The organism is Cupriavidus necator N-1 (genome assembly GCF_000219215.1).
Taxonomy (GTDB): domain Bacteria; phylum Pseudomonadota; class Gammaproteobacteria; order Burkholderiales; family Burkholderiaceae; genus Cupriavidus; species Cupriavidus necator.
Map to the genome: position 1 here is coordinate 1,171,629 of NC_015726.1, position 25,059 is coordinate 1,196,687.

26 protein-coding genes are annotated in these 25,059 nt (G+C 66.7%); 12 read left to right on the plus strand and 14 right to left on the minus strand.

Annotated features, from left to right (window positions below; translation table 11 throughout):
• Nucleotides 1–49 precede the first annotated feature (49 nt).
• Nucleotides 50–952 (plus strand): LysR family transcriptional regulator, encoded by a 903-nt coding sequence (locus CNE_RS05565; protein ID WP_013956150.1) that lies wholly within the window; start codon nucleotides 50–52, stop codon nucleotides 950–952.
• A gap of 408 nt (nucleotides 953–1,360) precedes the next feature.
• Entirely contained in the window at nucleotides 1,361–3,448 is a 2,088-nt protein-coding gene (locus CNE_RS05570) for a hypothetical protein (RefSeq protein WP_013956152.1), read from the plus strand.
• 160 nt (nucleotides 3,449–3,608) lie between these two features.
• On the opposite strand, the gene CNE_RS05575 is transcribed toward CNE_RS05570, so the two are convergent.
• Nucleotides 3,609–5,339 (minus strand): acyl-CoA synthetase, encoded by a 1,731-nt coding sequence (locus CNE_RS05575; protein WP_013956153.1) that lies wholly within the window; start codon nucleotides 5,337–5,339, stop codon nucleotides 3,609–3,611.
• A 168-nt stretch (nucleotides 5,340–5,507) separates the two neighbouring features.
• Between CNE_RS05575 and CNE_RS05580 the strand changes: the two genes are divergently transcribed.
• Nucleotides 5,508–6,407 (plus strand): alpha/beta fold hydrolase, encoded by a 900-nt coding sequence (locus CNE_RS05580; protein ID WP_013956154.1) that lies wholly within the window; start codon nucleotides 5,508–5,510, stop codon nucleotides 6,405–6,407.
• Between the two features lie 16 nt (nucleotides 6,408–6,423).
• Here the strand turns inward: CNE_RS05580 and CNE_RS05585 are convergent, their stop codons facing one another.
• The gene (locus CNE_RS05585; protein ID WP_013956155.1) at nucleotides 6,424–7,509 is read right to left on the minus strand and encodes an NAD(P)/FAD-dependent oxidoreductase; all 1,086 of its coding nucleotides are present in this window, start codon (nucleotides 7,507–7,509) and stop codon (nucleotides 6,424–6,426) included.
• 160 nt (nucleotides 7,510–7,669) lie between these two features.
• On the opposite strand from CNE_RS05585, the gene CNE_RS05590 reads away from it, so the two are divergent.
• The 7 genes from CNE_RS05590 (at nucleotide 7,670) to CNE_RS05620 (ending at nucleotide 13,704) form a co-directional block, all read left to right on the plus strand.
• On the plus strand, nucleotides 7,670–8,515 hold the full coding sequence (locus tag CNE_RS05590; RefSeq protein WP_013956156.1) for a 3',5'-nucleoside bisphosphate phosphatase: 846 nt from the start codon (nucleotides 7,670–7,672) through the stop codon (nucleotides 8,513–8,515).
• A 71-nt stretch (nucleotides 8,516–8,586) separates the two neighbouring features.
• A complete protein-coding gene (locus CNE_RS05595) occupies nucleotides 8,587–9,210 on the plus strand; it encodes an L-threonylcarbamoyladenylate synthase (protein ID WP_013956157.1) in 624 nt (207 codons plus the stop codon).
• A gap of 80 nt (nucleotides 9,211–9,290) precedes the next feature.
• A complete protein-coding gene (locus CNE_RS05600; RefSeq protein ID WP_013956158.1) occupies nucleotides 9,291–9,956 on the plus strand; it encodes a site-2 protease family protein in 666 nt (221 codons plus the stop codon).
• A 16-nt stretch (nucleotides 9,957–9,972) separates the two neighbouring features.
• On the plus strand, nucleotides 9,973–10,545 hold the full coding sequence (locus tag CNE_RS05605) for a class I SAM-dependent methyltransferase (RefSeq protein ID WP_013956159.1): 573 nt from the start codon (nucleotides 9,973–9,975) through the stop codon (nucleotides 10,543–10,545).
• Between the two features lie 137 nt (nucleotides 10,546–10,682).
• Entirely contained in the window at nucleotides 10,683–11,567 is an 885-nt protein-coding gene (dapA, locus tag CNE_RS05610; protein ID WP_013956160.1) for a 4-hydroxy-tetrahydrodipicolinate synthase, read from the plus strand.
• Nucleotides 11,568–11,615: 48 nt separating this feature from the next.
• Nucleotides 11,616–12,848: an outer membrane protein assembly factor BamC gene (bamC, locus tag CNE_RS05615; protein ID WP_013956161.1), complete on the plus strand. Its 1,233-nt coding sequence runs from the start codon at nucleotides 11,616–11,618 to the stop codon at nucleotides 12,846–12,848.
• Between the two features lie 67 nt (nucleotides 12,849–12,915).
• Nucleotides 12,916–13,704 (plus strand): MBL fold metallo-hydrolase, encoded by a 789-nt coding sequence (locus tag CNE_RS05620; protein ID WP_013956162.1) that lies wholly within the window; start codon nucleotides 12,916–12,918, stop codon nucleotides 13,702–13,704.
• 93 nt (nucleotides 13,705–13,797) lie between these two features.
• Here CNE_RS05620 and CNE_RS42005 read toward each other — a convergent pair whose 3' ends face one another.
• Both CNE_RS42005 and CNE_RS05625 read right to left on the minus strand, forming a co-directional pair.
• Nucleotides 13,798–14,043, minus strand: a complete 246-nt coding sequence (locus CNE_RS42005) for a hypothetical protein (protein WP_013956163.1) — start codon at nucleotides 14,041–14,043, stop codon at nucleotides 13,798–13,800.
• 199 nt (nucleotides 14,044–14,242) lie between these two features.
• Nucleotides 14,243–15,448 carry a ribosomal protein uL16 3-hydroxylase gene (locus CNE_RS05625; RefSeq protein ID WP_193351051.1) on the minus strand — a complete coding sequence of 402 codons (1,206 nt, stop codon included), beginning with the start codon at nucleotides 15,446–15,448 and terminating at the stop codon, nucleotides 14,243–14,245.
• An 11-nt stretch (nucleotides 15,449–15,459) separates the two neighbouring features.
• Here CNE_RS05625 and CNE_RS05630 point away from each other — a divergent pair, with 11 nt between their 5' ends.
• A complete protein-coding gene (locus tag CNE_RS05630) occupies nucleotides 15,460–15,987 on the plus strand; it encodes an FKBP-type peptidyl-prolyl cis-trans isomerase (protein ID WP_041227837.1) in 528 nt (175 codons plus the stop codon).
• An 81-nt stretch (nucleotides 15,988–16,068) separates the two neighbouring features.
• Here the strand turns inward: CNE_RS05630 and CNE_RS05635 are convergent, their stop codons facing one another.
• Together CNE_RS05635 and mutS are read right to left on the minus strand one after the other, a co-directional pair.
• Nucleotides 16,069–17,118 carry a hypothetical protein gene (locus CNE_RS05635; RefSeq protein WP_013956166.1) on the minus strand — a complete coding sequence of 350 codons (1,050 nt, stop codon included), beginning with the start codon at nucleotides 17,116–17,118 and terminating at the stop codon, nucleotides 16,069–16,071.
• Nucleotides 17,115–19,745, minus strand: a complete 2,631-nt coding sequence (gene mutS / locus CNE_RS05640; RefSeq protein ID WP_013956167.1) for a DNA mismatch repair protein MutS — start codon at nucleotides 19,743–19,745, stop codon at nucleotides 17,115–17,117. The genes CNE_RS05635 and mutS overlap by 4 nt, the downstream gene beginning before the upstream one ends.
• A gap of 244 nt (nucleotides 19,746–19,989) precedes the next feature.
• Between mutS and CNE_RS05645 the strand changes: the two genes are divergently transcribed.
• Nucleotides 19,990–21,270 (plus strand): tyrosine-type recombinase/integrase, encoded by a 1,281-nt coding sequence (locus CNE_RS05645; protein ID WP_013956168.1) that lies wholly within the window; start codon nucleotides 19,990–19,992, stop codon nucleotides 21,268–21,270.
• Nucleotides 21,271–21,277: 7 nt separating this feature from the next.
• Here CNE_RS05645 and CNE_RS05650 read toward each other — a convergent pair whose 3' ends face one another.
• The 8 genes from CNE_RS05650 to CNE_RS38640 are packed head-to-tail and all read right to left on the minus strand — an operon-like array spanning nucleotide 21,278 to nucleotide 25,038.
• Nucleotides 21,278–21,532: a hypothetical protein gene (locus CNE_RS05650; RefSeq protein WP_013956169.1), complete on the minus strand. Its 255-nt coding sequence runs from the start codon at nucleotides 21,530–21,532 to the stop codon at nucleotides 21,278–21,280.
• A gap of 2 nt (nucleotides 21,533–21,534) precedes the next feature.
• Nucleotides 21,535–22,389 carry a DUF3850 domain-containing protein gene (locus CNE_RS41930; protein WP_013956170.1) on the minus strand — a complete coding sequence of 285 codons (855 nt, stop codon included), beginning with the start codon at nucleotides 22,387–22,389 and terminating at the stop codon, nucleotides 21,535–21,537.
• A gap of 4 nt (nucleotides 22,390–22,393) precedes the next feature.
• Complete coding sequence (locus tag CNE_RS05660) at nucleotides 22,394–22,672, minus strand: DUF4031 domain-containing protein (protein ID WP_013956171.1); 279 nt, start codon at nucleotides 22,670–22,672, stop codon at nucleotides 22,394–22,396.
• Nucleotides 22,669–22,950, minus strand: coding sequence for a hypothetical protein (locus tag CNE_RS05665; RefSeq protein ID WP_013956172.1), 282 nt, complete (start codon nucleotides 22,948–22,950; stop codon nucleotides 22,669–22,671). The genes CNE_RS05660 and CNE_RS05665 overlap by 4 nt, the downstream gene beginning before the upstream one ends.
• A complete protein-coding gene (locus tag CNE_RS05670; protein ID WP_013956173.1) occupies nucleotides 22,943–23,191 on the minus strand; it encodes a hypothetical protein in 249 nt (82 codons plus the stop codon). The genes CNE_RS05665 and CNE_RS05670 overlap by 8 nt, the downstream gene beginning before the upstream one ends.
• Complete coding sequence (locus CNE_RS05675) at nucleotides 23,184–23,813, minus strand: hypothetical protein (protein WP_013956174.1); 630 nt, start codon at nucleotides 23,811–23,813, stop codon at nucleotides 23,184–23,186. Before CNE_RS05675 ends, CNE_RS05670 begins: the two co-directional genes overlap by 8 nt.
• Before the next feature lie 2 nt (nucleotides 23,814–23,815).
• Nucleotides 23,816–24,286, minus strand: a complete 471-nt coding sequence (locus CNE_RS05680; protein ID WP_013956175.1) for a hypothetical protein — start codon at nucleotides 24,284–24,286, stop codon at nucleotides 23,816–23,818.
• Nucleotides 24,283–25,038 carry a hypothetical protein gene (locus CNE_RS38640; protein WP_013956176.1) on the minus strand — a complete coding sequence of 252 codons (756 nt, stop codon included), beginning with the start codon at nucleotides 25,036–25,038 and terminating at the stop codon, nucleotides 24,283–24,285. The genes CNE_RS05680 and CNE_RS38640 overlap by 4 nt, the downstream gene beginning before the upstream one ends.
• Nucleotides 25,039–25,059: the final 21 nt, after the last annotated feature.

The window sequence follows — 25,059 nt, forward strand, 5'->3', positions numbered from 1 at the left end:
TACAGTTCCTTTTTCTCCGGAACTTTGTGTCCGCAATCGGGGGGGCATCATGGATAGCCTCAGTGGCTTCGCAGTGTTTGTGCAGGTGGCCGAGACCCGCAGTTTTGTCGCGGCGGGACGCTTGCTGGGGGTGTCGGCCTCCGCCGTCGGCAAGAGCGTGGCGCGCCTGGAAGAAAGGCTCGGCGTACGGCTGTTCCACCGCAGCACGCGCAGCGTGACGCTGACCGCCGAAGGCACGCTGTTCCTGGAGCGCAGCCGCCGCGTGCTCGCCGAGATCGAAGCGGCGGAGCTGGAGCTGGCCGAAGCCACCGCGGCGCCGCGCGGGCGCCTGCGCGTGAGCCTGCCGCTGGTCAGCTCACTGGTCTTGCCCGTGCTTGGCGATTTCATGCGCGCGTATCCGGACATCGAGCTGGACCTGGATTTCACCGACCAACTGGTCGATGTCATCGAGGAGGGCTTCGATGCGGTGGTCCGCACCGGCGAGCCCGCCGACTCGCGCCTGTCGGCGCGCAGGCTGGGTGCGTTCCAGGCGATGCTGGTGGCATCGCCCGATTACCTGGCGCAGCGTGGCACGCCGAAGGTGCCTGCCGACCTGGCCGCCCATGCCTGCCTGCATTACCGCTTTCCCCACACCGGCAAGCTCGAGGCCTGGCCGCTGCAACGCGCGCCGGGCGAGCCCGAGCTGGCGCTGCCGACATCAATGATCTGCAACAACATCGAGACGCGCCTGTGTTTTGCGCTGTGCGGCCTGGGCATTGCCTGCCTGCCGGATTTCGCCATCCGCGAGCAACTGGCCGATGGCAGCCTGTGCCAGGTGCTGTCGGGCCATGTGGGGCCGGCCAAGGCCTTTCACGTGCTCTGGCCGGCGAGCAGGCATCCCTCGCCCAAGGTGAGGGCGTTGGTCGACTTTCTGTGCGCGCGGGTCTTTCCTGCAGACGAGGCGCGCTCCTAGCCCTACCTTCGCAAGCTCGGTGTTGTTCCGCGGCGGCATCGAGTCGGAATGCCGCGTAGATACTGGATTTCGCTTGATTCTTTGGCTCGGAGATGCTGCATGAAAAAATGATGCGCATCCTCGAACGGGAAGTCAACGGCCATCGCTACCGCATTGCCGCGCAGGGCCTGGCGCCCAACTGCCCCGCAGAATCCGAAGCGATGCGCATCACCAGAATTGGTTAGTGAGGCAATTTGATACATCCTTCCTTGGGGTGGTATTCGCCAGCCCGCATGGCCCCATACATTGACGTGCGCGGATGAGAAGTCAGCGGTCGTCATAGCCCAAAGAGAGAACTGCAACTTCACGCCGTTCGTGGCACTCCCGCGCAACACAGGAACCCCATAAAAGACCGGGAGGAAGTACCGCATGAAGAGCAATCGCTCCAAACTTGGCCTCGCCATGGCCGGCGCCGCACTGGTAACGCTTGCCGGTTGCGGAGGCGGTGGAGACAGCGCCAACAGCAACGCCACGACCCCGCCGCCTGCGACGACGGCGCCGGCAGCCAAAGCCGTGATGAGCGGGACCGCGGCAACCGGTGCGGCCCTGGCCAATGCCAACGTCACCATCACCAACAGCAGTGGCAACTCGCCTTGCGAGGAATCGTCGATCACGACGACAGCCCTGGGCACCTACACGTGCACGCTCAAGAGCGGAGAGACGGCGCCCTTCTTTGTCGTGGTGACCGACCCGACCGGCAACAGTGCCCCGCTGGTGAGCGTGGCCACCACCACCCCCGCCGCGGGCGCCGCGCTGACGGTCAACGCCACCCCGCTGACCACGGCCATCGTGGCACAGCTTGCTTCAGACGGTAACGCGCTTTCCGTGGTCAGCAGCAAGACCGTGGATACGGCCGCGTTGCAAAAGGTCACCGCTAACGTCTTGACGCAGCTTGCGAGCGTGTTGACGTCGATCGGCGCACCCGCGGACTACAACCCGTTCAGCACCTCTATTTCCGCGGCCACGGCTTCCAGCTCGGGCAACACCGCTGACCAGCTTCTGGATATCGTCAAGGTAACGACCGATCCCGCGAGCGGCAAACCGGCAATCGCCACCGTCGACAATCCGACGCCGGTGCCCCTGGCCACCGCAGACAGCAGCGGCACGGCGCTGCCCGCGCCGGACGCCGGCGTGGCCGATCTGCCCAAGGCCGCGCAACTCGTCGCCAAATCCCTGACTGCCTGCTTTGCGCTGCCAACGTCCCAGCGCGTGCTGGCCACCGACACCACCGTGCCGCAATCCCAGGGCGGCCCGACGGTGACGTCCGCGGCGCCGCAGTGCCAGGATATCGCGGGCGCCAGCGACAACGCGGCAGGCGTCGAGTTCCTGCACAATGGTTACGAGGCCGGCCAGTATCTGTACAACACGCTCACCAGCGATACGATGACCGGTGCGCAGTTCAGCGTTCCTGAGGTGATGACTTTCTACGGCGCAAGCAGCACCGCGTCGGGCAAGGACGAAGCCGTGCTGAACATCAAGTACCTGGATGCGGGAGGCAATCCCGGCAACCTGATCACCGTCGCGCGCAACATCGCCGGCGGTGTCACGCAATCGCACCCGAGCCCCTGGTGGCTGGTCGGCAACCAGCAGCCGGTCGACGTCAGTGTGCGGCCGTTGGTCCGCAGGGTTGAGCAACTCAACCCTGCCAATACCCAGGCCTTCAGCCACTTCCAGACCGGCCTGCAATTCCAGGTGAACGCGAAGGGGCCGGGCAGTGTCACAGCGAACGGCAACCTGGCCTATGCCCGCATTACCGGCCCGATGCTGCCCAAGGCAGGCCTGGTCTATATTGCTCCGGTCCCTGAGGAAGTCGGCCAGAACTATATGGATGTCACCAACAAGACCGGGACGGTCGGCACTACCACGCGCTGCAGCGACAATGCCGCGAACACTGGCCCGCGGTTCTACAACTGCCCGAACTTCTGGATCGGCCGGACCGCCGGCTTGACTGGCACGGCCGCTACGACCTTCGCCAACAATCAGGGGGGGCTGGTGTGGGCGCAGAATGCCGACAATCTCGATACGACCTTCCCTGCGAAGGGCCAGCGCTACAAGATCGAGCTGTTCTACGGCAGCAACACGACGGCGACTTACACGTACCACAAGACCCTGTTGAGCGACATGATCGTCGCCACCCAGGCTGTCAACTTGCCGTGGAACACGCCGGGCAGCGCAACATTGGCATTCCTGGATCCGAATGGCAGCCTTGCCGGCGCGCAGACGTCGACCAAGGCCGACTGGATCCAGAATATTGCGGCCGAGCAGATCGGCGGTGTTTCGGTGACTGTGGACACGAACGGCACCTATGGCGCGTCCCAGCAGGCTCCGAAGGGCTCCACGTCTCTCGTAGTGGATGCCCCGGTTCCAGCCATGACGCCGACGTCGGTTCGTGCGGTGCTGTTCGGCTACCGGATGCTGAACAACAGCAACAAGACCGCGGTGTACACCTATAACTGACCTGGTGTTATCAGCGACCCTGCGCAAGGATCGCTGATTTCCGGACCCCGCCAGCCCCAGAGCCGGCGGGTTTTTTTTGGAAGCAAGCCTGAAGACAAAGATGAACTGAAGCCGCGCGGTGGAATTGGTGAGGCTGGCGCTTCAAGCGCAACGCTAGGGGCTAGGCGCGCTTGCCCGCGCGCTCTTCCTCCAGCAGGCGCAGCACGCGCCGCTGGATCTTGCCGGTGGTGGTCATCGGCAACTGGTCGATGAACTCAATTGCCTTCGGGTATTCATACGGCGCCAGCTGGCCGCGCACATGCGCCTGCAGCTCTGTGACCAGCGCTGCGTCGCCGTCGAACGAGCGCGCCACCGACGGCGTCAGCACCACGAAGGCCTTGACCACGGCGCCGCGCTCGGGGTCGGGCGAGGGCACCACGGCGCAGTTGGACACTGCCGGATGCTTGAGCAGGCAGTTCTCGATCTCGCTCGGCCCGATGCGGTAGCCCGAGGACTTGAACACATCGTCGGCACGCCCCTGGTACCACAGGTAGCCATCGGCATCGACGCGCGCCAGGTCGCCGGTGCGACACCAGCGCAGGCCGTCGCGCTCGGTGTACTTGCCCGCGGTGGCGGCCTCGTTCTTCCAGTAGCCGAGGAAGAACACCGGGTCCGGATGCCCGGCGCTGTCGGTGGCGCACACCGCCACCTCGCCGTCTTCGCCGGGCGGGCAGGGGTGGCCTTCGTCGTCGATCACCTGCACGCGGTGGCCCGGATAGGGGCGCCCCATCGAGCCCGGCCGTGCCGGCCAGCCCAGCTGGTTGTCGTCGTTCTGCGCGGTGCAGTTGCCGACGATGTAGTTGATCTCGGTCTGGCCGAACATCTCGTTGACGATCACGCCCAGCGCATCGCGGCACCAGCCGAACACGGTCTCGCCCACGGCCTCGCCGGCGCTCATCAGCGCACGCAGCCTGATGTCGTAGCGCTGCCGCGGCTCGGGGCAGGCCTTCATCATCTGCTTGAGCGCGGTCGGGAACAGGAAGGTGTTGGTGACGGCGTAGCGCTCCAGCAGCTCGAAGGCGCGCTCGGCGGAGAAGCGTCCCTGGTAGCCGACGATGGGTTTGCCGAAATACAGCGCCGGCATCAGCGCATCCCACAGGCCGCCGGTCCAGGCCCAGTCAGCGGGGCTCCAGAACACGTCGTCGTCCCGCGGATACCAGTTCTGCGAGCAGACAAAGCCGGTCAGGTTGCCGATCAGCGCGCGGTGCGGGATCAGCGCGCCCTTGGGCGGACCGGTGGTGCCGCTGGTGTAGATCAGCACGGCGGCTTCGTCAGCCTTGGTCTGCTCGGCGGTAAAGACGGGCAACTGCGCGGCCAGCAGCACGTCCCAGTCGTGGTCGCCGCGGCCATGCGCGCCGCCGGCGGCAATCACGGTGGCCAGCGTCGGGCATTCCGGGCGCGCGGCCAGCACATTGTCGATGGAAGTCTCGTCGGCGATCGCCACGTTGGCTTCGCTGTGTGCGATGCGGTAGGCCAGCGCCTCGGGCCCGAACAGCATCGACAGCGGCATGGCGATGGCGCCGAGCTGGTAGATCGCCATATGCGCGATCACGGTCTCGATCCGCTGCGGCATCACGATTGCCACGCGGTCGCCGCGCGCCACGCCCAGTGCGCGCAGCGCCGCCGACAGGCGGTTGGCTTCGGCCTGGATATGGGCAAAGGCATGCGCGTTGCGGCGGCCGTCCTCGTGCTCGGTATAGACCGCGATGCGGTCCATCGTGGCCGGGTCGCGCGCCCAGCGCCCGCAGCAGGCCTCGGCGATATTGAAATGCGGGGGAATTTCCCAGCGGAAGGATTCATACAGGGCGCGATAGTCGTCGCGCCGGCTTGCCGGCAAGGCAGCTGCGGCCATCCAGGGTCTCCGGTAGGTTCGGATCGCGGCAATGGCGGCCCCCGAGATGGCGGCGGCCGCTATAATGCGCTCAAGCGAACGATCGTTCTATTTTGTGTGGGCTTCCCTCGCCAGCCCCCGTGGCGCCGCGCCCGGCGGCAGGAAGACCCACGCGCCAGGGTGGAGACAATGACAATCAAGGAAACCTCGCGGTCTGAATTTATCACGTTGCGCGGGCTGCGCTACCACGTGCGCCACTGGGGCAAGCCCGGCGCGCGCAAGCTGTTCATGCTGCATGGCTGGATGGATGTGGCCGCGTCGTTCCAGTTCCTGGTCGATCACCTGCGCGGCGACTGGCATGTGATTGCGCCCGACTGGCGCGGGTTTGGCGAGACCGACTGGCCCACGCGCTACCCGGGCACGCAGTCGTACTGGTTCGCGGACTATATCGCCGACCTGGAGGCCTTGCTCGACCATTACGAGCCCGACGGCCAGGTCGACCTGGTCGGCCACAGCATGGGCGCCAACGTGATCTGCCTGTATGCCGGCATCCGCCCGCAGCGCGTGCGCCGCGTGGTGGACCTGGAGGGCTTCGGCATGACGGCGACGCGGCCGGTGCATGCGCCGAAGCGCTATGCGCGCTGGCTCGACGAACTGCGCACCGGCTCGGAGCTGAAGACGTATGACAGCGTGGACGGCGTCGCCGCCCGGCTGCAGAAGACCAACCCGCGCCTGCCCGACGACCGCGCCGCCTTCCTGGCCGAGCACTGGTCGCGCCGCAATGCCGAGGGCCGCTGGGAGATCCTGGGAGACCCGGCGCACAAGCTGGTCAACCCGATGCTGTACCGGCTCGATGAGGTGATGGCGATCTGGGAGCAGGTCAGCGCGCCCGTGCTGCATGTGGAAGCGCGCGATTCGGAGACGCTGCGCAATATCGCCCACAAGCAGGCCATCGACGAATTCAAGGAGCGCTTCCGCGCCTTCCGTGACTTCCGTGAAGCGGTGGTCGATGATGCCGGCCACATGCTGCATCACGACCAGCCCGCCGCCGTGGCGGCGCTGGTGGAATCGTTCTGCGGCGCGGTGTGAGCGCCGGCGCCGCCGCTCAGGCGTGCGTCAGCTTTTCCTTCAGCGCGGCGTTGTTGCTGGTGTGCACATGCACCAGCGCCTTTTCCGGGAAGGCGTAGTGGTAGGCGCGGCGCAATGCCAGCGCGGCCTCGTGGAAGCCTGACAGGATCAGCTTCTGCTTGTTGGTGTAGTAGGCGATATCGCCCGCGGCAAAGATGCCGCGGCGCGAGCTTTCATAGGTGGTGGTATCGACCAGGATGCGGCCGGCGCGCATGTCCATGTCCCACTGCGCGATCGGGCCCGGCTCGGACACCAGGCCGTACAGCGCCACCAGTTCATCGGCGGGCAGCACCGTGCTGCCGTCGCGGGTGCGCACCTCGACCTCGGTCAGCGGGCCGTCCTGGCCTTCGGTGCGCAGGGCGCCGAGCATGCCGACCACGAAATCCATCTCGCCGGCCGCCGCCGCCTCGCGCATTTCCGCGACGGTGCCGTCGGCCGCGCGGAAGCCTTCGCGCCGGTGCACCAGCGTCACGCGCGCGGCCACCTTGCGCAGCGCCAGCGCCCAGTCCAGCGCCGAGTCGCCGCCGCCGGCCACCACCACGCGCTTGCCGGCAAAGCGCGACACATCGCGCACGGCGTAGTGCACGTGGCGGCCTTCCAGCGCCGGTGCTTCGGGCAGCGCCACGCGCTGCGGCGCGAATGCGCCCGCGCCGGAGCAGACCAGCACCGCGGCCACATCGAAGCGCTTGCCGCTGTCGGTGGTGACCAGCAGGCGCTCATGGGCAGCATGCCCGTCAGGTGCCGGCTGCCGCGGGATTTCGGACAAGCTTTCCGCGCGCTGGCCGAAGTGCATCGGGAAGTCGAACGGCGCGCACTGCTCCAGCAGCCGGTCGACCAGGTCCTGCGCCAGGCAGCCCGGCACGGCGGGGATGTCGTAGATCGGTTTTTCGGGGTAGAGCTCGGTGCACTGGCCGCCGGCGCGGTCGAGCACATCGATCAGCTCGCATCTGAGGCCGAGCACGCCGGCCTGGAACGCGGCAAAGAGCCCGACCGGGCCGGCGCCCACGATCAGGACATCGGTGGTGGTGACGGGGGCTGGTGTGAGGGGGGTAGCGGTGGGCATTGGGCGTGGCGGGCACGCCAGGTGCCCGCAAAAAGGACGGTGCAAGGCCCGACTATACCCCGCACATCGCCCGTTTCCGCCGACGCCAGCGTTGCCGGCAGGGCTTTCCAGGGTGCGCCGGCGTCACGCATGCAGGGGGCGACGGGAGTAGAATGGCTCCATGCAAAACGCCCACGCCATCAATGCCGACCTGCATTGCCATTCCACCGTGTCCGACGGCACGCTGGCGCCGCGCGCCATCGCCGAGATCGCCCGCGACGCGGGGGTCGCATTCTGGGCGCTGACCGACCACGACGAACTGGGCGGGCAGGCCGAGGCGCGTGCCGCGGCCGAGGAATTCGGCATGCGCTATGTGCCTGGCGTGGAGATCTCGGTGACCTGGGCCGGGCAGACCGTGCATATCGTCGGGCTGCAGATCGACCCGCACTGCCCGGAACTGATCGACGGCCTGACCGATACCCGCTCGGGCCGCGCGCGCCGCGCGCGCGATATCGCTGACGCGCTGGCAAAGGTGGGCATCACCGGCGCCTATGAAGGGGCGCTGCAGCACGTGGGCAACCCGGACCTGATCTCGCGCACGCACTTTGCGCGCTGGCTGGTCGACCAGGGCCGTTGCGCCACCGTGGGCGAGGTCTTCAGCGAGTACCTGTCGGAAGGCCGCCCCGGCTATGTCGGCCACCGCTGGGCCAGCCTGGCCGACGCAGTCGGCTGGATCCGCGCCGCCGGCGGCATCGCGGTGATGGCGCACCCGGGCCGCTACCATTACACCGATACCCAGCACGACGCGCTGTTCGATGAGTTCACTGCGCTGGGCGGTGGCGCCGTCGAGGTCGTGACCGGCAGCCACACGCCCGACCAGTACCGCCGCTATGCCGAGGTGGCCCGCCACTACGGGCTGCTGGCCTCGCGCGGCACGGACTTCCACGGCCCCGGCGAAGGGCGCGTCGAGCTGGGCAAGCTGCCGCCGCTGCCGCCGACGGTGACGCCGGTCTGGCACGACTGGTAGGCGCAAGCCCGGCCTGGCCGGGGTACCCCCCAGATTCCGCTCCGATCCGTCCGAATCCGCCTCCCTGGTCCATGTCACAGTACTTCGAGATCCATCCGCTCAATCCGCAGTCGCGCCTGGTCAAGCAGGCCGCCCAGATCCTGCAGAAGGGCGGCCTGATTGCGCTGCCGACCGATTCCAGCTATGCGCTGGCCTGCCGGCTCGACGACAAGGGCGCCGTCGAGCGCCTGCGCCGGCTGCGCGGCATCGATGACCGCCACCACCTGACGCTGATGTGCCGCGACCTGTCCGAGCTCGGCAACTTTGCCCGCGTCGACAACCGGCAGTACCGCTGGCTCAAGGGCGCCACGCCGGGCCCCTACGTGTTCATCCTGGAGGCGACCAAGGAAGTGCCGCGGCGGCTGTCGCACCCGGCGCGCAAGACCATCGGCGTGCGCGTGCCCGAACACGCGATTCCGCTGGCGCTGCTGGGCGAAACCGGCGAGCCGCTGATCTCGGCCACGCTGCAGATGCCGGGCGACGAAGCGCCGCTCAACGACCCGGCGGAAATCCGCGCGCGGCTGGAGAAGCAGCTTGACCTGGTGGTGTGCGGCGGCCCGGCGCCGGCGCAGCCGACCACGGTGATCGACCTGACCAGCGGCGAGCCCGAGCTGATCCGCGCGGGCCGCGGCGACGTCGAGCGCTTCGGGCTCTGAGTTCCCCCGGGCGCTGCCACCCCGCCTGGCGGGTGCACAAGCGTGCGCCCGGGCGGCGCCGGGCCGTTACAATAGGGACCATGGATTCCTCCCTTATCCAGACCTTCGCGGTCTATGCCCTGCCGGTGCTGTTCGCCATCACGCTGCATGAGGCCTCGCACGGCTACGTGGCCAAGCTTTTCGGCGACGACACGGCCTATGCGCTCGGGCGCGTCAGCCTGAACCCGATCCGCCATATCGATCCGATCGGCACCATCGCGGTGCCGCTGCTGCTCTACATCATGACCAGCGGCCAGTTCGTGTTCGGCTACGCCAAGCCGGTGCCGGTGGCGTTCGAGCGCCTGCGCAACCCGCGCTGGCACGGCATGTGGGTGGCGCTGGCGGGGCCGGCCAGCAATGTGGTGCAGGCCTTCGTCTGGGTGCTGCTGGCCATCGGCCTGACCTGGGGCGGCGTGCGCGAGCCGTTTTTCGGCGAGATGGCGCTGGCGGGCGTGCGCGTCAACCTGGTGGTGGCGGCCTTCAACCTGTTTCCGGTGCCGCCGCTGGACGGCGGCCGCGTGCTGACCGCGCTGCTGCCGCAGGGCATTGCCCGCGCGGTGTCGCGCATCGAGCCGTACGGCATCTTCGTGGTGCTGGCGCTGGTGGCCGCGGGGGTGATCACCACGGTCTGGATGACGCCGGTGGTCAATGTGCTGATGTCGCTGATCGAGCTGCTGCTGCGCCCGATCGTGATGCTGCTGCATTGACGTGCCGGGGAACGCCATGATGCATACTGGGATTTCTGCCCCGTCCCCCTGGGTTGCCCGCTGGGCCCACCTGCTGCGCCCCGGCGCGCGGGTGCTGGACCTGGCCTGCGGCAGCGGCCGCCATGCCGCCTGGCTGGCGGCGCGCGGCCATGCGGTGCTGGCCGTCGACCGCGACGCCGAGGCCATCGCCGGCCTGCCGGCCGGCGTGACCGGCCGGGTGGCCGACCTGGAGCAGGGCGCCTGGCCGCTGGCCGGCGAGGCGCCGTTCGACGCCATCGTCGTCACCAATTACCTGCACCGGCCGCTGTGGCCGCACTTGGCGGCGGCGCTGGCGCCCGGCGGCGTGTGGATCTACGAAACTTTTGCTGCCGGCAATGAAACCGTCGGCAAGCCGTCGCGGCCGGATTTCCTGCTGCGGCCGGGCGAATTGCTCGAAGTGGCGCGCCAGTATGGCCTGCGCGTGGTCGCCTATGAGGATGGCCTGGTCGAAGTGCCGAAAACAGCCTTCATGCAGCGGATATGTGCGGTGCGCGAGGCGGCTGCGGGCGCCGATGCGCCCGCGCCGGCACGCTACCGGCTCGACGCCTGAGCCAGCCATGGCGCTGTCGGCGAGAATGCCGCTGCACACGTTGAAACAGTTGGTATCAACCCCTGTCCGGGCGGCGGTCGAAGCGGCCTGCGGTTCCGGTACAATCCCGTTATTCGCATCCCGAATTCCTTAACGTTATGACACAGATTACCGGCAGCATCGTCGCCATCGTTACCCCGATGCATGAAGACGGCAGCCTGGACTTCCCGGCCCTGCGCGCATTGGTCGACTGGCACGTGGCCGAAGGCACCGACGGCATCGTGATCGTGGGCACCACCGGCGAGTCCCCGACGGTTTCCGTCGAGGAGCACTGCGAACTGATCCGCGTTGCCGTGGAACAGGCCGGCAAGCGCATTCCGATCATCGCGGGCACCGGCGGCAACTCCACCAAGGAGGCCATCGAGCTGACCGCCTTCGCCAAGAAGGTGGGCGCCGATGCGTCGCTGCAGGTCGTGCCGTACTACAACAAGCCGACCCAGGAAGGCATGTACCGGCATTTCCGCACCATCGCCGAAGCGGTGGAGCTGCCGGTGCTGCTGTACAACGTGCCGGGCCGTACGGTCGCGGACATGAACAACGAGACCATCCTGCGCCTGGCGCAGGTGCCGGGCATCGTCGGCGTCAAGGAAGCGACGGGCAATATCGACCGCGCCGCGCAGCTGATCAAGGACGCGCCGGAAGGCTTTGCCATCTACAGCGGCGATGACCCCACCGCGGTGGCGCTGATCCTGCTGGGCGGCCACGGTAATATCTCGGTCACCGCCAACGTGGCACCGCGCAAGATGCACGAGATGTGCGTCGCGGCGCTCAAGGGCGACGTCGTCACCGCGCGCCGCCTGCACATGGAACTGATCGGGCTGAACAAGGCCATGTTCATCGAGGCCAACCCGATCCCGGTCAAGTGGGCGCTCCAGCAGATGGGCAGGATGGAAGGCGGTATCCGCCTGCCGCTGACCCCTCTGTCCGAGGACAACCACGACTATGTACGCAAGGCACTGGCCGCCGCCGGCCTGCTGGCCTGATCTTTCGCGGCGTCCTGCTGTCGCCTCACCTACTAGGATTGCGTGTCAATGAAACTGAAGCTTAACCGCCGCGGCGCGACGCAAGTCCGCCGCGCCGCCCTGGTTGTGCCCGTGCTCGCCGCTGGCGTGATCACCGGCTGCAGCAGCATCAACGAAGCGATGCAGCCGGACAAGATCGACTACAAGTCGTCGGCCTCGAAGCGCACGCCTACGCTGGATATCCCGCCCGACCTGACCAAGCTGGAGGGCGATCGCCGCTATTCGGTGCCCGATGCGAACGGCACCTCGACGCTGTCGACGTACAGCCAGGCCACCAAGGTGCGCGAGCAATCCCCGAGCGAGAACGTGCTGCCCTCCGCCCAGGGCATCCGCATGGAGCGTGACGGCAACCAGCGCTGGCTGGTGATCAGTAACGGCATGCGCGGCGACCAGCTGTGGCAGCAGCTGCGCGGCTTCTGGCAGGAAAGCGGATTCCTGCTGGTGCAGGACTCGCCCGAGACCGGCATCATGGAAACGGACTGGGCCGAGAACCGCGCCAAGATCCCGCAGGACATCATCCGCAACACCATCGGCAAGGTCTTCGACGGCCTGTACTCGACCTCGGAGCGCGACAAGTTCCGCACCCGCGTCGAGCGCTCGCAGAATGGCACGCTGGAGGTCTTCATCAGCCACCGCGGCGCGCAGGAGCAGCTGACCGGCATCGACAAGTCGAGCACGGTCTGGACCCCGCGTCCGGCCGATCCTGAGCTGGAAGCCGAATTCCTGTCGCGCCTGGCCCAGCGCCTGGGCGTGCAGAAGGAACAGGCCGACCGCATGGCCAAGAACCCGGCGGCGGCGGGCAATGCCGCAGCCGCTGCGGGCACGGCCGCCGCTGCCGGCACCGCAGCCGCCGCTGGTGCCGATGGCGCCGCGCCGGCCAAGTCGTACCTGTCCCAGGTCAACGGCGCCCCGGCGCTGCAGCTGCCCGAACCGTTCGACCGCGCCTGGCGCTCGGTCGGCCTGTCGCTGGACCGCGTGAACTTCACCGTGGAAGACCGCGACCGTGGCCAGGGCCTGTACTACGTGCGCTATGTCGACCCGCGCACCGTTGCCGACAGCCGTGGCTTCTTCTCCAAGCTGTTCACCAAGCCGGAAGATTCCAAGACCGCCAAGAAGTATCGCGTGGCGCTCAAGGGCACGGGCAGCGGCACGCTGGTGACGGTGCTCAACGATGCCGGCCAGCCTGAGAACGGCGAAATCGGCAAGCGCATTCTGTCGCTGATCGACGAGCAACTGCACTGAGCCGGCGCATGACTGCTGGCTTGCCAGCCGGCCTTCCTGGCCGGTGCCTGGCGGGGAGGGCGCGGCCATGATGCGCTTCGCCTTCCTCGGCAGCGGCAGCGAGGGCAACTCGCTGCTGATTGAATCCCGCGAAGACACCACCACCACGCGCGTGCTGCTGGACTGCGGCTTCGGCATCCGCGAGACCGCCCGGCGCCTGGAGCGCCTGGGCGTCGCGCCGGACCAGCTCGACGCCGTGCTGGTCACGCACGAGCATGGCGACCACGTCGGCTCGGCCTATGCCTTTGCAGCCCGCCATCGCCTGGCGGTCTACACCAGCCACGGTACCTGGCTGGCGACTTCGCACCTGCGTGGCGCCGATGCGGCCGATGTGCGCGTCTGCTGCGCCGACCATACCTTTGCCATCGGCGGACTGCAGGTGCTGCCGTACACCGTGCCGCACGATGCGCGCGAGCCGGTGCAGTTCGTCTTGTCGGACGGGCAGGCGAGGCTGGGCGTGCTGACCGATGCGGGCATGGAGACGCCCTACGTGACGGCGCGCCTGGCAGGCGTGGATGCGCTGGTGCTGGAATGCAACCATGACCGCGAGATGCTGCGCAATTCGGTCTATCCGGCTTCGCTGAAGCGGCGCATTGGCGGGGACTTCGGCCACCTGGCCAATGAAGTGGCGGCCAGCATCCTGGCGCAAGTTGCCCATGCCGGCCTGAACCGCGTGGTCGCGGCCCACCTCAGCAAGCAGAACAATACGCGTGAGCTGGCAACCGGGGCGCTGGCGGTGGCATTGGGTGCGCTGCCGTCCGAGGTGCTGGTGGCAGACCAGGACGAGGGCCTGGACTGGCAGGCAGTGCGCGTCTGAGGGATACCTGGATGCAGCGGGGCGCAGTGCGGTAGCGGCGCCCAAATAAAAAAACCGGCCCGAAGGCCGGTTTTTTCATCGGTCAGGAGCCGATTACTGCTTGGCAGCCGGAGCCGAAGCGTCAGCAGCGGCAGCAGCCGGGGCTTCAGCAGCGGGAGCCGAAGCGTCAGCAGCGGCAGCAGCCGGGGCTGCAGCAGCGGGAGCCGAAGCTTCAGCAGCCGGAGCGGCAGCAGCCGGAGCAGCCGTTTCAGCGGCCGGAGCGGCAGCTTCTTCCTTCTTGCCGCAAGCGGCGAGAGCAACAGCGGCCAGCAGCGATGCGATCAGGAGAGACTTCTTCATTGTTCGTCCTTTAACTTGTAATAACGGAAAACAGGCGATGAATAATTACCGGTAATTATCGCTCTTGAACTGCAAAATAGAGGCCCTCCCGGGTCCCGACAAATGCAATGGTCCACAGTACTAGCCAGCCAACGATTATATCCGCGTTTTCCCGGCTTGTGTAGCGCCGAAATTTACTGATTCGCAATGTTACGCATTATTACAGCCGCGGTCCCAATTGCAGCCATCCTTCCAGCGTCCAGTGATGGAAAGTTTCCATCAGATCGGGTAGATCCGCGCAAGCCGCAACATCTTCGCCACTAAGTTGCCGATAATCGGCCAACTTTTTCAGCCACTGCATCAGTTCGGCCGGCGGCTCGTAGGCTTCTCCATTGAGGAAGAAATTCGCGCGGTCGTAAAGCGCAATCGATGCCGATGGCAGGACGACGCCATGGCGGGCCGCCAGTGTCGCATAACGGCGCAACGGCATGTCAGGTATCTCTGAGAATTCCACGCCAGGCTTGGGTTCTGACAGATGGCTGCCGAGGAATTCAGACACCATCTGGCTATTCCATTGCAGCGCCTTGAGCCGCTCGGCAACTGCCTTGGCCATGCCGGCGGGCAACTGCGCGGGCCGCGTGGCGGCGCGCTCGCCGGCGTCGGCATAACGGCCGCCGAGGTCTTCGTTGTCTTCGACCGTTTCAGACAGCCAGGCCAGGAAATGCCCGGCCAGTTCGCGGTAGGCCGGCGCGCGGAAGCCGATCGAGCAGGTCATGCATTCGCCCTCGGCAATGCCATCGTGCGCATATTGCGGCGGCAGGTAGAGCATGTCGCCGGGTTCGAGCACCCATTCCTGTTCCGCGTTGAAGTCGGCGAGGATCTTCAGCGGCATGTCCGGGATCAGCTCAAGGCTGGTCTGCGACGAAATGCGCCAGCGGCGCCGGCCCGAGACTTGCAGCAGGAACACGTCGTAGGAATCGAAGTGCGGGCCCACGCCGCCGCCGTCGGTGGCGTAGCTGATCATCAGGTCGTCTAGGCGCGCATCGGGCACGAAACGGAAGCGGCCCATCAGCTCCGCCGCGGCGGCGTCGTGCAGATTTACCCCTTGCACCAGCAGGGTCCACTGGCGGGTCTTGACGCCGGGCAGGTTTTCGCGCGCAAATGGGCCATGCGCGAGTTTCCAGCGGTTGCGGAAGTGCGTCACCAGGCGCGATTCGACGTCGTCGCTGTCGGCCAGGTCGAAAAGCGCCTCGCGCGACACAGGCGGCACGATTCCGGGTACTGCCTGTCGAATCACCAGGGGCTTGCGATGCCAGACATCCCGCATGAATGCAGCAGGCGTCATGCCACCAAGCAGGTCGAGCGGAGTGTCTGGATCGACGGGGCCAGGGGGCAGGGCCTGCGCGTATAATGCGGAATCGTTCATGGAGTCAAGAATTGAAAATCGCTAAGAATACTGTGGTGTCCGTGATGTACAAGCTATCGGACACACAAGGCAATCTGATCGAGGAGTCAGATGAAGCCATGGTTTATTTGCACGGCGGGTATGATGGCACGTTCCCCAAGATCGAGGAAGCGCTCGACGGTCATGACGCGGGCTTCGAGACCCAGCTGCAGCTGGAGCCGGAAGACGCGTTCGGCGACTACGACGCCGATATGGTGAAGGTCGAGCCGCGCAACCGCTTCCCCGAGCCGCTGGAAGTCGGCATGCAGTTCGAAGGCATGCCCGAGGACGGCGACGAAGAGGACTCCGTCATCTACACCGTGACCGACGTGGCCGAGGACAAGGTCGTGCTGGATGGCAACCATCCGCTGGCCGGCATGGCGCTGCGCTTCTGGCTGAAGGTCTCCGAAGTCCGCGAGGCCACCGCCGAAGAAATCGAGCACGGCCACGCCCATGGCGCCTCGGGCGTTGAAGTCGTGGATGAGGACGAGGACGACGACACGCCGCGCACGCTGCACTGATCGCGCTGCACGGATCGTATTCCGCACCCCAAGAAAAAGCCGGCCGCAGCCGGCTTTTTCGTTTTCGGCCGGCAACCCGCCTCAGTGCAACACCGGTGCGTCCTTGAGCATGACCGCGAACGGTGACGCCGCGCCTGGCGTGATCACCAGCTCGGCCCATTGCGCGACCGTGTCGGTGGGCAGCGACACGCGCGTGAAGTTCTGCATGACCTTGCCGGCCGCATCGCGCAGCGGCTTGTCGATGCCGAAGCCGTTGTCGGCCCCGTTGGCCCCGTTTCCGCCAGCATGCACCAGCAGCACCTGGCCGCGGAAACGACCGGCCAGCTCGCGCAGCTGGCGCTTGAATTCCAGGTAGCCATCGCGGGTGCGGTGGCGCATGAAGCCGTCGAGCAGCGTCGGGCGGCCTTTCTTCTCCCAGCCGTTGGCAAAATGCGGGTCGGCGTGGACCACCACCACGATGCCGTTCAGGTCGCGTTGCCGCGCCACCGAGAACGCGCGCGCCAGCCACTGGCGGTTGGCCTCGCGCCGGTCCTCGAACTCGCCGTTGCGCCCGCCTTCGTCGCGGTAGTGGTTGTTGTCGCCCGGCAGGTTCATGCCGACGAGCAGGATATCGCCCACCTCCATGCGCATGTTCTCGCGGAAACTGCGGAACAGCGCCTGGTCCGACTGCCGCAGCAGCGGCCGCGGATGCCGGCCGAGCGTGGCGTCTTCAGGGAAGAACAGCTCACGCAGCCGGTTCAGGCGCTCGACCGCGTCAAAGCCGCCGTTGACCGGCAGCCGGCATTCGGACCAGTCGGTCTCGCCGGGCACGTAGACCAGCGGCAGCGGCGACTGGTTCAGCAGTTGCTGGCGGCTGCCCAGCACAGCATCGCTGCACGATTCTGTATCGCCCTTGATGCCGCCGGCATGAATGACCAGGTCCAGCTTGCGCTCGCCGAAGTAGTCGAGCAGTGCTGCCGCGTTGGCCTCCGCGGCCGGCCACTGGGGCAGGTCGGCGATCAGCGCGATGCGCGTCAGCTGTGGCCTGGCCGGTGCCTTGGCGCTGCGGCCCGCGGGCGCGGCCGATGCCATGCCGGCCGTGCAAAGCAGCGGCAGCAGCATGGCAAGCAGGGCACGGCGCGCAGCGTTCATGCGGCGTCGAGCGCCTCGCCTGCCAGTGCCTTGAGCCGGTACAGCGCCTCCAGCGCGGCGCGCGGCGTCAGGGTGTCGGGGTCCAGGCCGGCCAGCGCATCGATCAGCGCGGCCTGTTCGGGTGCGAGCGCGGGCGCCAGCGACGCGGACACGGTCGCCGGGGCGGCGCCGAAGTCGTCCTCGTCGTCCTCTGGCGTTGGCGGCGCCGCGAACAGGTCCAGCTGCGGTGTGGGCGTGGCGTCGGCCGATTGCTGCTCCAGCCAGGCCAGGTGCTTGCGCGCGGCGCGGATCACCGGCTGCGGCACGCCGGCCAGCTGCGCTACCTGCAGGCCGTAGCTCTGGCTGGCAGGGCCGTCCTGCACCGCGTGCAGGAAGACAATGCCGTCGCCATGCTCGACTGCCGACAGGTGCACGTTGGCTGCCTGCGGGAACTCTTGCGGCAGCTGTGTCAGCTCGAAGTAATGCGTGGCGAAGAGGGTATGGCTGCGGTTGTGCGACAGCAGGTGGCGCGCGATGGCCCAGGCCAGCGCCAGCCCGTCGAAGGTCGACGTGCCGCGTCCGATCTCGTCCATCAGCACCAGCGAAGCCGGGGTCGCGTGGTGCAGGATGCCGGCGGCCTCGGTCATCTCCACCATGAAGGTTGAGCGGCCGCCCGCGAGGTCATCGGCGGCGCCGATGCGGGTAAAGATGCGGTCGATCGGCCCGATCACGGCGCGCCGCGCCGGCACGTAGGCGCCGACACAGGCCAGCAGCACGATCAGTGCGGTCTGGCGCATGAAGGTCGACTTGCCGCCCATGTTCGGGCCGGTGATCAGCAAGAGCTTGCGCGCTTCATTGAGCTGGCAGTCGTTGGCGATGAACGCCACCGACTCCGCCGCGAGCTGGCCTTCGACCACCGGATGGCGGCCCTGCACGATGTCGACCACGTTCTCGGCGACGCGCTCCGGCGCGGACCAGTCCAGCGTCTGCGCGCGCTCGGCCAGTGCCGTCAGCACGTCCAGGCGCGCCAGCGCGCCCGCCACCCGCTGGAGCTCGCCGATATGCGGCAGCAGCGCCTGCAGCAGGCCGTCGTAGAGCTGCTTCTCGCGCGCGAGCGCGCGGTCCTGCGCCGACAGCGCCTTGTCTTCGAAGGCCTTCAGCTCAGGCGTGATATAGCGCTCGGCATTCTTCAGCGTCTGGCGGCGGCGGTAGTCGTCGGGCACCTTGTCGGCCTGGCCGTTGGTGACCTCGATATAGAAGCCATGCACGCGGTTGAACTCGACGCGCAGGTTGGCAATGCCGGTGCGGGCGCGTTCGCGCGTTTCCAGGTCGATCAGGAACTGGCCGCAGTTCTCGGAGATGTCGCGCAGTTCATCCAGGCCGGCATCGTAGCCGCGCGCAATCACGCCGCCGTCGCGCACCACCGTGGCCGGCTCTTCGGCCACGGCGCGCACCAGCAGGTCCAGGCAGTCCTGCGGCACGGCCAGGTCGTGCAGGGTCTGCGCCAGCAGGGTGCTGCCCTGGTCGTCGCGGATGCAGGCCTGCACCTCAGGCAGCGCGCGCAAGGTGTCGCGCAGCGAGGACAGGTCGCGCGGCCGCGCATTGAGCAGCGCCAGCCGCGAGGTGATGCGCTCGACGTCCGCCAGCCGGCGCAGCGCCGTGCGCAAGGCATCGGTGCCCTGGTCGATCAGCACGCCGATGGCCTGCTGGCGTGCCTGCGGCAGCGCCGGGTCGCGCAGCGGGTGGTGCAGCCAGTGGCGCAGCGCGCGGCTGCCCATGGCCGTGCAGCAGGTGTCCAGCAGCGAGAACAGCGTCGGCGACTCGCCGCCGCGCAGGGTCTCGGTCAGTTCCAGGTTGCGCCGCGTGGCGGAATCCAGGCCGACGTACTCTGATTCGCGCTCCACCTTCACGCCCTGCACATGGCGCAGCGACTGGCCCTGCGTGGTGGCGGCGTAGTTCAGCAGCGCGCCGGCCGCGCCCAGCGCGGCACCCAGCCCGGCACAGCCGAACGGGTCCAGGCTGGCCACGCCCAGCTGCTCGCGCAGCCGGCGCGTGCCGGCGTCCTGGTCGAAATGCCATTCGGGCAGGCGGGTACGCGCGCACGCCAGCGCGGGCAGCTCGATGCCGTCGGCATACAGCAGCTCGGCCGGGCGGATGCGCTCCAGTTCGCGGCCCAGTTGCGCCGCTTCGCATTCCATCAGGCGCAGCTCGCCGCTGGCCAGGTTCAGCCACGCCAGCCCGGTCTTGCTGACGCCGCGGCGCGTGGTCTGCTGGTGCACTGCCATCAGGAAGGTATCGGCCTTGTCCGGCAGCAGCGCGGCATCGGTCAGCGTGCCGGGGGTGACGATGCGCACCACCTTGCGCTCCACCGGCCCCTTGCTGGTGGCCGGGTCGCCGATCTGCTCGCAGATGGCCACGGATTCGCCCAGCTTCACCAGGCGCGCCAGGTACTGGTCCGCCGAATGGAAGGGGATGCCGGCCATGCGGATCGGCACTCCGTTGGATGCGCCGCGCGCGGTCAGCGTGATGTCGAGCAGGCGCGCGGCCTTTTCGGCATCGTCGTGGAAGAGTTCGTAGAAGTCACCCATGCGGTAGAACAGCAGGGTGTCGGGGTGGTCTGCCTTGATGCGGAGATACTGTTGCATCATGGGGGTGTGACGTTCTGCGGGCGATTCCGTAGTGGCCTGATCTACCTTGGTTTTTCCGCGCGATCCCTTTGCTGGCGCGGCTTCCACGCCAATCTGGGGGCTTTCGTTCATCTCGTCAACACTCATCGTCACTCGCCTACACTCCTGTCGTCAGCGTAGGTTTCTAGCGTATCATCCCGAAAAAACCACGCCGGGGTGCGCCGATGCCATTCCGGCAAAACCTACGCTACTGAAATCCTACGCCATGCAATTCGACGCGCGCGCTGCCAAGCTGCTTAAACCGGGCGAGCACATGACGATCACAGATCATCCGGGCCTGCGCCTTGAATGCGCCGCCAGCCGGCGCACGTGGATCTACCGCTACAAGTCGCCGGTCGACGGCCGCATGAAGCAGACGAAGATCGGGGCCTGGCCAGCGATGTCGCCGGCGGCTGCCATTGTCGAATGGGAGAAGCTCAGGGCTGCCCGGGACAGTGGCCGCGATGTTGCAGCGGAGAAGCGTGCAGCGAGAGCCAGCGCACGGTCGGTATCGGATGGGAGTTTACCGCAGGAGGGGCCGTACGATGTCCGTCGGCTCTGCCGGAACTATCTGGAAGGGCACGTTGAGCGCAATCGAGCACTGAAAGGGGCGAAAGAGATCCGCAGGATGTTTGACACCATGCTCGACCCAATTGCCGACATGCTTCCTCAGCAGGTTACCCGGTCGGTTGCGTTTGAGCTGCTCAACTCTTACATGCACATTCCTGTCCAGGCTGGGAGGCTGCGTTCCGAGCTCGGGGCGGCGTGGGACTATGGTCTGGACGCCGGAAAGCTCCCGGATGACACGCCGAACTGGTGGCGCCAGATTATGCGCGGCAGATTCCAGAGTCGGGGGAAAAAGATCGAAGGAAAGTCGGTTGGGGAGGTGAAGCGCGTGCTGACGGAGAGCGAGGTCGGCGAGCTGATCCGCTGGCTGCCGAATTTCAGCCGTATCGTGGCAGACGCGCTGGCGCTGTATCTGTGGACCGGCACGCGCGGGTCGGAGATTGTCTCGATGGAGGCGGCCGAGATCAGCGAGGAGGAGGACGGCCTCTGGTGGACTATTCCCAAGGCGAAAACCAAGAATGCCAAGCGGCAGGGGGCTACGGACCTGCGCGTGCCGCTGTTCGGCCAGGCCGAGCAGATCGTGCGCCGGCGCCTGGCCATTGCTGGCAAGGGGTATCTGTTCCCGTCCAGGGTCGGCGGCCCGACCGAGCAGAAGACGATCCAGACGGCAGTCTTCTATCACCAGCCGTACTCGAAGACCCGGCCGGAGGATCAGCGGCCCCGTCTCACGGTCGCCCGGTGGGCGCCGCATGACCTTCGCCGCACGGTTCGCACGCTGCTCGCGTCAATGGGCTGCCCGACCGAGGTTGCGGAGTCCGTTCTCGGTCACATGTTGCCTGGCGTGCAGGGTGTCTACAACCGGCACACGTATGACCGCGAGCGGCATGAGTGGCTGGGGAAACTGTCGGAGAAGCTGGAGAGCCTCGCGGCCCTCCGGTAGGGGGGGCTTATTTGGAGCGACGCCAGGCGTTGAAGGGAAACCCAAGCTCGGCGTGGAAGCGCTGGGCAGCCGTGGGATCGCTGTCAAGCTCGCTGCGCGATTTGATGCCGCAGGCGTGGCGAAGCACTGCGGCGGCGCGGTCGGTATCCTCCAGGTCGGAGAAGTCTCGCCAATCCACCGGGAAGCGCTCGGCGAGGAAGCGGCGGAATTCCGGGTTGCCGCAAAGGATGCCCGCAGTGCGGGCGAGGGCAGGGCGGGTCATGGTCAGGCGGCCTCCTGCGAGGAATGGATGGGGGCTCCGAGCGACAGCACGATCGTGTCGGTGGGCAAGTCGTAATCCCGCTGGATATGCGTCACGCGCTTGATTACCTCGCGGCCCGTGTACTTCAGCGGCATGCCCTTCGACATAGCCTTTGCGCTGTACAGCGTCTCGCGCAGGCGCAGTAGGTCGCCCACTTCGTAGCCTCGGTCATCGCGGCGGACCTCGCATGCTTTGCGGCCAGAGAGTAGGTCTGCGAACGGCTCCTCATCGCATTTCAATTCGTGTATCACGGGCTCCGAGCAGTCACTACATATGTCGCTGTGGCATTCCGCCTTGGCTTCCTGCTGGGCCTCTAGCTCTGCGATGCGGTCCAGTAGGCGAATAACAGTGCGAGGATGGACGGCCGCCACGTACTCAGCGAGTCCATTGAAATAACCCTTTTCGCTTGCGAAATGGCACACCCACTGTCTTCCCATTCCGCGGAAGTTGTCCGCATACAAGTAGCGATGCCCGAAAGCGGGTTTCCCGATGTACCAGCCAGAGAGCTGCAGATGTTCCGGCACAGCGGACGCCAGCGCTCGCAGCTCTTCATTGGTCGGCATGGGGCATGCTAGCGGAGTACTATCCGCGCCCTTCTTCCATTTCTCCACCGGGAAGAGGCCGGTTTGCTTCCAGCGTGTCCTTTGCTCATCGGTCATCGGTGCCCATTGCTCTTCGGGGGCGGCGGCTTGCAGTCTGGCGACCTGATAGGCCAGGGTGCGGGCGTACGATACGAGCGCGTGTGCGTCCTTCCAGGTCAGCTTTCCGTGAGTTATCGCGTTGCGCTCGAGGGCGTCGAGGTTCAAAGGTTGTGACATGGTGCTAGCCCTCCTTGCTGGCGCTCATGGCGGCGCGACGATTTCGCAGGATCTCGACCAGGCCGGCCCGGTCGATTTCGACGGCGCCATGCGCGATTGCTAGCGCGCGCTTGCTATTGGCGATGTCGAAGTGTTCATGGTGTGTGCCGGCCTTCTGCATCCACTTCCGCTGCACGCCGATCTTGTCGGCCATGGCCAGCAGTTCCTCAGTCGTATCGGCCAGCATGTGGCACATCACCATGCGGCCATAGCTGGCTTCCATGTCGTCAACGTAGACCGTCATGGGTGACCCTCCGGAACTCCACCACCCACACCCATGGATTGCGCGGCGGGATCACGGTCCAGGTAGTGGCGATACGCGCCCTCGATAAAAGCCTGCTCGATGAACGCGGCAATGGCCTTTGCTCGTTCTGCTTCGGGCTGGTAATTGGCCAGGCGCTGCGCGACCTCGCTGAGGCGGATTTCGGCACCCCACATGGCTGCCATCGTCTGCAGCGCGGACAGGGCTTTGCCGAGTGCGCGGCGCTGGTTCGGAGTCAGGTTCTCAAGCTCTTCAGCCATTGCCGTGCTCCACGTTGGTGGTGATCGCCTTGATTCCCTCCACGGAAATCACGCGCATCCGGTGCTGCTGGTCGGCCTTGTGGACGATGTTGCGAACAGAGTTGATCGCTTCTTCTGCCGCCTGCCCGTAGACCTGTGAGAGGGCGCATTCAGGGCCCCAGCTGCCGACGTGGACCTCGACAGTCAGTGAAACAGTGGCTACTGTGGTGGTGCGGATGCGTTGCTTGTGTCGTTCAGCCATTGTTCGTCTCCGCCTTGATGGCACGCTGCGCGGCGTCCAGCAGTCGCTCGCGCAGCGTCTGGTGCGGTTCGTAGGACACGCCCAACGCTTGGCGAAGCATCTCCAGCTCAGTGCGCGCGTCGTCCAGCATGTCGCGGTTGGCGGAGGCCTCGTTGTGCAGATCGGTGATGGCGTCTTCGAGGCGCTGCGCGAGTGCGTTCCCGCGGCCCGTAATGGCGGCGGCATACTCTGCCCACTCCCCGCTGTCGAGCATGGTCAGCATTGCTCTGACGGCTGCCACCAGGTCGCCTTGGCCGACTGCCGTGGAGGTGGCCAGTAGCTCGTCAATCGCGGCGAGAATCGGCTCGGCGCCACCGTCATTGGGATCAAGGCCCAGCTTCTCGTTAATGAGCCCGAGGTCAGAGCAGGCGGCCTGGAACATGCGTCGATACTGCGCCTTCGAGGTGTGGTCGTCGTCGGCATCGTTATGCTTCACGCCATGGGCGGCACGCACAGCGTCAGCAAAGCGCCCGAGCGCGGCATCCCATGCGTTTGTGCCAGGCCCGGCCATCATCAGTCCGCTCTCGCGCGCCAGCTTCCAGTCTTCGTCCCGGCAATGTGCCGGTGTAGTTGATTCGGTCATTGTCATTCCTCGAAAAGCGCCACTTGGCGCGGGTCGGATTCGGTAGGGGAGGGCTCGGCCTTGCTTGTGCGTTGCGATGGGGTGTCCGGCATCAGCTGCGGTGCGCGCAGGACGTGGCCGCCGGCGTAGACGTGCGCAAACAGCCGGCGGATCGCGTCGACGGGGTGGGCGCACGCGCGTGCTTCGCCTGGGATGAAGAGACCGGCGTTGTGCGGAATCAAATCGCTGTAGGCGCAGCCCAGCTCGCGCGCGAGATCCGTCATGGCGGCCTCGATGGCGCTGGCCACGTCAGCGTTGCCGCATGCTGCGGCGGCGATCGCAGTCGGCTGCTCGCCTGGCAGGACCTCGCGCACCAGCACACGCTCGATCTCGGCCGGACTGCGGTTCCAGGCGCTGCGGTCCATGCACATCACGCCGCGGATCGGGCTGGTGATCGCGGCATACCATTCGCGCGGTTGTGCTTGGGCGCTCATGCTGGGGCCTCGCTATTCGTCGTGGCCCGGACTTTGGCCTCGGCGTAGTGCGCCTCACTGCAGAACCCTTGCTTCATCCAGCCGATATGCGAGGGTCGGCCGCAGAAGCATTGCGGCATGGGATTAGACTGGTTGGCATCGAACCAGGCCTGTGCTTCCATCCCGTACGGCGCGTCTTCGTCCGGGATGTGGCCCGGTCCACATAGGGTGTTGTGGATCCAGCCCATGGCATCGTCGGCGCCGCGCCCGTGTTCCCACTCGATCCAGGCGGCCTGCATCACCACGACCTGGTCATGCACGATGTTCGAGAGCGACGCGGTGAGCCTTTCGAGCTGCTCAGCCTTGGCTGCCATGGTTTCGCGGCTGCCCTGCAGGAACGCGCGCATCGCGTGCTCGGCGACGACTTGCTCGCTGGCGCCGCGGGCGCGCAGCATGGCGGCGTAGTTGGCCACATTGACCAGCTTGCCCTTGCACAAGGCTTCGGCCATCAGCTGTGCCAGGCGTTCGATCGAGCATTCCAGCGGGTTGTCCCAGCCGCCGGCGCCTTCCTTGCGTTTTTCGGCCAGCTTGGCCTTCATCGCGCTGGCCAGCTGATCCACGGCGATGTCGTCGACGTGGGTGCGGGGTGATTTGCGGAAGGTCTTGGCATCATCACGCGACGTGGCGGCGAGTCGCAGGCCTTGCTCTTCGGGGATGCGTGCGCCGATGCTGTTGATCGATGGCGCACGGTTAGTGCGGCGATGCTTTGCCATGGGGATCTCCGGTGTGATGGT

Bases quoted from the DNA above. Each gene is read 5' to 3' on its own strand.
- CNE_RS05565 (WP_013956150.1), top strand. From the start codon at position 50: ATGGATAGCCTCAGTGGCTTCGCAGTGTTTGTGCAGGTGGCCGAGACC.
- CNE_RS05570 (WP_013956152.1), top strand. From the start codon at position 1,361: ATGAAGAGCAATCGCTCCAAACTTGGCCTCGCCATGGCCGGCGCCGCA.
- CNE_RS05575 (WP_013956153.1), bottom strand. From the start codon at position 5,339: ATGGCCGCAGCTGCCTTGCCGGCAAGCCGGCGCGACGACTATCGCGCC.
- CNE_RS05580 (WP_013956154.1), top strand. From the start codon at position 5,508: ATGACAATCAAGGAAACCTCGCGGTCTGAATTTATCACGTTGCGCGGG.
- CNE_RS05585 (WP_013956155.1), bottom strand. From the start codon at position 7,509: ATGCCCACCGCTACCCCCCTCACACCAGCCCCCGTCACCACCACCGAT.
- CNE_RS05590 (WP_013956156.1), top strand. From the start codon at position 7,670: ATGCAAAACGCCCACGCCATCAATGCCGACCTGCATTGCCATTCCACC.
- CNE_RS05595 (WP_013956157.1), top strand. From the start codon at position 8,587: ATGTCACAGTACTTCGAGATCCATCCGCTCAATCCGCAGTCGCGCCTG.
- CNE_RS05600 (WP_013956158.1), top strand. From the start codon at position 9,291: ATGGATTCCTCCCTTATCCAGACCTTCGCGGTCTATGCCCTGCCGGTG.
- CNE_RS05605 (WP_013956159.1), top strand. From the start codon at position 9,973: ATGATGCATACTGGGATTTCTGCCCCGTCCCCCTGGGTTGCCCGCTGG.
- dapA (WP_013956160.1), top strand. From the start codon at position 10,683: ATGACACAGATTACCGGCAGCATCGTCGCCATCGTTACCCCGATGCAT.
- bamC (WP_013956161.1), top strand. From the start codon at position 11,616: ATGAAACTGAAGCTTAACCGCCGCGGCGCGACGCAAGTCCGCCGCGCC.
- CNE_RS05620 (WP_013956162.1), top strand. From the start codon at position 12,916: ATGATGCGCTTCGCCTTCCTCGGCAGCGGCAGCGAGGGCAACTCGCTG.
- CNE_RS42005 (WP_013956163.1), bottom strand. From the start codon at position 14,043: ATGAAGAAGTCTCTCCTGATCGCATCGCTGCTGGCCGCTGTTGCTCTC.
- CNE_RS05625 (WP_193351051.1), bottom strand. From the start codon at position 15,448: ATGAACGATTCCGCATTATACGCGCAGGCCCTGCCCCCTGGCCCCGTC.
- CNE_RS05635 (WP_013956166.1), bottom strand. From the start codon at position 17,118: ATGAACGCTGCGCGCCGTGCCCTGCTTGCCATGCTGCTGCCGCTGCTT.
- mutS (WP_013956167.1), bottom strand. From the start codon at position 19,745: ATGATGCAACAGTATCTCCGCATCAAGGCAGACCACCCCGACACCCTG.
- CNE_RS05645 (WP_013956168.1), top strand. From the start codon at position 19,990: ATGCAATTCGACGCGCGCGCTGCCAAGCTGCTTAAACCGGGCGAGCAC.
- CNE_RS05650 (WP_013956169.1), bottom strand. From the start codon at position 21,532: ATGACCCGCCCTGCCCTCGCCCGCACTGCGGGCATCCTTTGCGGCAAC.
- CNE_RS41930 (WP_013956170.1), bottom strand. From the start codon at position 22,389: ATGTCACAACCTTTGAACCTCGACGCCCTCGAGCGCAACGCGATAACT.
- CNE_RS05660 (WP_013956171.1), bottom strand. From the start codon at position 22,672: ATGACGGTCTACGTTGACGACATGGAAGCCAGCTATGGCCGCATGGTG.
- CNE_RS05665 (WP_013956172.1), bottom strand. From the start codon at position 22,950: ATGGCTGAAGAGCTTGAGAACCTGACTCCGAACCAGCGCCGCGCACTC.
- CNE_RS05670 (WP_013956173.1), bottom strand. From the start codon at position 23,191: ATGGCTGAACGACACAAGCAACGCATCCGCACCACCACAGTAGCCACT.
- CNE_RS05675 (WP_013956174.1), bottom strand. From the start codon at position 23,813: ATGACCGAATCAACTACACCGGCACATTGCCGGGACGAAGACTGGAAG.
- CNE_RS05680 (WP_013956175.1), bottom strand. From the start codon at position 24,286: ATGAGCGCCCAAGCACAACCGCGCGAATGGTATGCCGCGATCACCAGC.
- CNE_RS38640 (WP_013956176.1), bottom strand. From the start codon at position 25,038: ATGGCAAAGCATCGCCGCACTAACCGTGCGCCATCGATCAACAGCATC.